This window comes from Streptomyces sp. NPDC058964 (assembly GCF_042741275.1).
Classification (GTDB): domain Bacteria; phylum Actinomycetota; class Actinomycetes; order Streptomycetales; family Streptomycetaceae; genus Streptomyces.
The window spans coordinates 1-4,320 of record NZ_JBHYKH010000660.1; the positions used below are offsets into that span (position 1 = coordinate 1).

General features: G+C 67.9%; 5 protein-coding genes. 3 read left to right on the plus strand and 2 right to left on the minus strand.

The features are described 5' to 3' along the window. Nucleotides 1-57 precede the first annotated feature (57 nt). Nucleotides 58-1,443 (minus strand): DUF2079 domain-containing protein, encoded by a 1,386-nt coding sequence (locus ACFW2E_RS42445; protein ID WP_384476186.1) that lies wholly within the window; start codon nucleotides 1,441-1,443, stop codon nucleotides 58-60. Between the two features lie 311 nt (nucleotides 1,444-1,754). Here ACFW2E_RS42445 and rfbA point away from each other — a divergent pair, with 311 nt between their 5' ends. Further along, complete coding sequence (gene rfbA / locus ACFW2E_RS42450) at nucleotides 1,755-2,687, plus strand: glucose-1-phosphate thymidylyltransferase RfbA (RefSeq protein ID WP_384476189.1); 933 nt, start codon at nucleotides 1,755-1,757, stop codon at nucleotides 2,685-2,687. A gap of 30 nt (nucleotides 2,688-2,717) precedes the next feature. After that, entirely contained in the window at nucleotides 2,718-3,344 is a 627-nt protein-coding gene (gene rfbC, locus ACFW2E_RS42455; protein ID WP_384476191.1) for a dTDP-4-dehydrorhamnose 3,5-epimerase, read from the plus strand. A gap of 204 nt (nucleotides 3,345-3,548) precedes the next feature. On the opposite strand, the gene ACFW2E_RS42460 is transcribed toward rfbC, so the two are convergent. Further along, nucleotides 3,549-4,034, minus strand: a complete 486-nt coding sequence (locus ACFW2E_RS42460) for a hypothetical protein (RefSeq protein WP_384476194.1) — start codon at nucleotides 4,032-4,034, stop codon at nucleotides 3,549-3,551. Between the two features lie 33 nt (nucleotides 4,035-4,067). Here ACFW2E_RS42460 and ACFW2E_RS42465 point away from each other — a divergent pair, with 33 nt between their 5' ends. After that, a complete protein-coding gene (locus ACFW2E_RS42465) occupies nucleotides 4,068-4,286 on the plus strand; it encodes a hypothetical protein (protein ID WP_384476197.1) in 219 nt (72 codons plus the stop codon). The last annotated feature ends 34 nt before the right edge of the window (nucleotides 4,287-4,320 follow it).

The window sequence follows — 4,320 nt, forward strand, 5'->3', positions numbered from 1 at the left end:
CCCGTACAACGGTGTACGGGCGGGCCCCGGGCCCTTTGGTGCCGCGGCGGCGCGGGCTCACGCCCGGCGGTGCAGCAGCATGTAGCCGTCCTGCTCGGCCACCAGGTCGTACCCGTTGCGGAGGTCGGCGGCCAGGAGCTGCTGCTCCCCCTCGACGCCGAGCGGCTGACCCGGCCACCATCGCTGGTCGGCCGGCACCCAGGTGTCCACCATGACCCACTGGGGATCGGGGCGGCCTCCGTCGGAACCGAAGAGGCTGACGCTCGTACGGTCGGCGAGCTGGGGTACCAGATGGTCGGACGTCTGGACCGTGACGCCGTCGGGGATCATGGCGAGCAGACGGCGGGCGACGGTGACGCGAGCGTCGGTTCGCCAGGTCTCGGGCTGGGCCAGCTGGAACAGAGGGAAGCTCGGAAGGATCATGAGGGTGATCGCGGCGGACCCCGCGAGGTAGCGGCGCAGGCCGCGTCCGCTCGTCCCGCGTCGCACCAGGGCGTCGACGAAAGCCGCGAAGACGATCGGCATCAGGACGAGCGAGTAGTGGAAGCCGGTCCCCCAGTGCAGGCTGTTGCTCGACGAGAAGCGCCACACCAGCGTGGGCAGGGCGACCCACAGCAGGGGCGACCGCATCGCCAGGAACAGGGTCGGAGCGAGCAGGAGGACGAAGGTCGTCATCTTGGCCAAGGGGGTGACGAGACCGATGGTGCCCTGGTGAAGCAGGTTCAGCAGACCGCCCGCACCGCCCTCGGTCGCCGCGTGGCCGCCTGCGGCGGGATCGTGCACCAGGGACCAATAGGCGTAGGAACCGCCCGGGTTGAAGGCCGGGAGGATCACGAACAGGGCCAGTGCGGTCCCGGCAAGGCCGGCCACAGCCGTGAGCACTCCGAGCCTGCGGTCGCCTCGCCGGGCGATGACGAGGCCGATGAAGAGGACCGTGAGTCCGAGGTCCTCCTTCACGAGCAGCAGGGGCAGGGCCCAGCACGCCGAGGCGGTCAGCCGGCCGTTCCCGAGGGCGGTCAGCGAGAGCGCCAGGAGCGGAGCGGCGAAAGCCACTTCGTGGAAGTCGTAGCCGACCGTGCTCGCGATTCCCCAGGAGAGCCCGTAACAGGCACCGATCGCCGCGCCGGCCAAGGGGCCCAGGGCTCTGCGCGCCCAGAGAGCCAGCGGGACGACGCTCACGGCGAGGAGTGCCGCCTGTACGACGAGGAGTGTCTCCGCTCCCTGCCACACCCGGTAGAAGGGCGCGACGAGCGCCAGGATCGGAGAGAAGTGATCCCCCAGGACGGGAAAGTCCTGGCCCTTCACCTCGGAGACCGGCAGGTGTCCTTCCGCGTACGAGCGGACGACCTGTTGGAAGATTCCCAGGTCGTAGCTGCTCGTGAGCATGCGCTGGTGGAGTCGCAGTGACACCGCCGCGTACATCACGAACAGCGCTCCCGCCATGGCCCAGATCCACCATGTGCCGTCGAAGCGGCCTTTGCGCGATGGTCCGGCCGCCGCGGTTTTCTCGTAAGTCTGTTGCTGTGCCGGGACTGTTGCGCTGTTGACGAGTGGTGCTTGCATCGGGAGCCCCCTCGGGAAACAGAGACTGGCGGCCATCAAGATGCCAGCAGTAGACGGTATTCGGACTCGAACCAACTCCCTTGTGCAGAGAATCAACCGAATGGCCGACCGGTCGGCCCTCGCTTTCACCGCACACGCCGTCCATCGCGCCTAAAGGCGGCGTCGATAGGCAATCCACCTATGGTGCTGCCATGCGCGGAATTCTCCTGGCCGGGGGCACCGGCTCGCGACTGTGGCCACTGACCCGCTCGGTCTCGAAGCAACTGCTGCCGGTTTTCGACAAACCGATGGTCTATTACCCGCTTTCCACACTGGTGATGGCCGGTGTTCGCGAGATCCTGATCATCACCACCCCCGAAGACCGTTTCCAGTTCCGCCGCTTGCTCGGCGACGGCCGTCAACTGGGCCTGCGGCTGGAGTACATGGCGCAGGAGCGTCCGGAGGGCATCGCCCAGGCCCTCCTCCTGGGGGCGGACTTCATCGCCGGGGAGCCGGTGGCCCTGATCCTGGGCGACAACATCTTCTACGGGAGTGGCCTCGGCACCCGGCTGGCCCGCCACGACGACGACCTCAAGGGCGGGAGGGTGTTCGCCTATCAGGTCGCCAACCCCTCGGCCTACGGCGTGGTGGAGTTCGACGAATCGGGCCGGGCGCTGTCCATCGAGGAGAAACCGGCCCGGCCGAAGTCCCGCTACGCCGTGCCCGGCCTCTACTTCTACGACCATCGGGTCGTGGAGATCGCCCGCTCTCTGCGGCCCAGCGCCCGGGGTGAATTGGAGATCTCCGACCTCAACCGGGTCTATCTGGAGGCCGGGGAACTGCATGTCACCCGGCTGGACCGCGGCACGGCGTGGCTGGACACCGGGACCTTCACCTCCATGATGCAGGCGTCGGAGTTCGTCCGGGTGATCGAGGAGCGCCAGGGCTTCAAGGTCGGGTGCGTGGAGGAAGCGGTGTGGCGTGCCGGCCTGATCGACGACGGCCGGCTCCGGGAGCTGGCCCAGCCCCTGCTCAAGAGCGGATACGGCCACTACCTGCTGGGGCTGCTGGAGGACTACCGGCATGTCGTCCTGCCCCAGCGAGGTGGTGGCTCGCGCCACCAAGAACCGCTGGTCCGGCCCTGAACCGCGTGCGCGGTGGAAAGGAGCATTCACATGGAGCCACTTGGCATCGAGGGAGTCTGGGTGGACACGCCCAAGGTGTTCCCGGACGGCAGGGGCAGATTTCACGAGTGGTTCAAGGGGGAAAGCTTTCGTGATTCCACCGGCCAGGGACTCCGACTCGCCCAGGCCAATTGCTCCCGCTCCGTTCTCGGCACTCTTCGCGGCATCCACTACGCATCGGTCCCACCGGGCCAGGCCAAGTTCGTCACCTGCGTCAGCGGTGCCGTCCTCGACGTGGTGGTCGACATCCGCACCGGTTCTCCGAGCTTCGGGAAGTGGGAAGCGGTCAGGCTCGACGACGCGACGCACCGCTGCGTCTACATCTCGGAAGGGCTGGGCCACGCCTTCATGGCGCTGGAGGACAATTCCACCGTCGTCTACCTCTGTTCAGAGGGCTACGCGCCGCACCGTGAATACGGGATCAACCCGCTCGACCCCGAGTTGGCCATCGCCTGGCCCGAGGAACTCAAGCCGCAACTCTCCGGAAAGGACGCCGCTGCGCCCACGCTGGAGGAAGCCGGGCGACTAGGTCTGCTGCCTTCCTTCGAGGATTGCACCGCGTATCGCAGAGCGCTCGCTGAAGAAATCTGCGAGGAAGGCGTCGAGAAAGTAGGTTAATTGAGGCCGCACGGGTGATCCTCGCGCAAGTCGTGGCGTGACCCGTGACTATTCAATTGCCGCGAGTTTAAGAATGGATTTGTCCGTAGCCAGAGGCGACGTGATGCGCATGCGGATAAAGCGCACCGGGGTGCGCACGCTTGCGATCTGATTCCCTCCCAGTTCCTGAGGAAGGTTCTCTTGAACCGTAGAACGATCCGAAGTTCACGCCTGAGGTCCGCCACGCTGGTGTCCGCGGGCGCTCTCGCGGTGGCGCTCAATGTTGCGCCGAGCTCGGTGGCCATTGCCGATGCGATCCACAGGTCGGGCACTGCATCCCAGGCGGTGCCCGGCAGCCAGAGCGAAGAGAGGGCTGGCGGCCGGGGCGGTGACCGGGGCCCGCAGGGCAAGCCCGGCAAGCGGGGTCCGCAGGGTGCTCAGGGCGCGCAGGGCGCGCAGGGCGCGCAGGGTGCTCAGGGCGCACAGGGTCCGCAGGGTCCGAGGGGTCCGCAGGGCCCGAGGGGCCCGCAGGGCTACCAGGGTGCCCAGGGAGCGCAGGGCGCTCAGGGTGCTCAGGGTGCTCAGGGCGCCCAGGGCGGCGAGGGTACCCAGGGACCGCAGGGCGCGCAGGGTGCTCAGGGCGCGCAGGGTGCTCAGGGCGCGCAGGGTGCTCAGGGCGCGCAGGGCGCTCAGGGTGCCAGCGGCGTCCACACGTACTACAAGAGCGTTACTGTGGACTCGAACGTGCACCACGCGGAAGTCTTCTGCGACACCGGTGACGTGGCCACCGGCGGCGGATACGAGACCGAGCCGGGTGGCATCCAAATCTCCATCAACAGGCCCCTCCCCCCCGGCCCCAATGGAACCATCCCCAACGGGTGGCAGGCCGGCTCCCCGGCCACCGTGGCCGCGCCTCCCGGCGCCTCCACGATCACTGCTTACGTGGTCTGCAACGCCTCGTGATTCCCGTGCGAGCGGCGGTACCGTTCGGGTCGAC

What these genes read in the sequence shown, in the direction of transcription:
- ACFW2E_RS42445 (WP_384476186.1), bottom strand. Translation starts at nt 1,443, where the DNA reads ATGGCGGGAGCGCTGTTCGTGATGTACGCGGCGGTGTCACTGCGACTC.
- rfbA (WP_384476189.1), top strand. Translation starts at nt 1,755, where the DNA reads ATGCGCGGAATTCTCCTGGCCGGGGGCACCGGCTCGCGACTGTGGCCA.
- rfbC (WP_384476191.1), top strand. Translation starts at nt 2,718, where the DNA reads ATGGAGCCACTTGGCATCGAGGGAGTCTGGGTGGACACGCCCAAGGTG.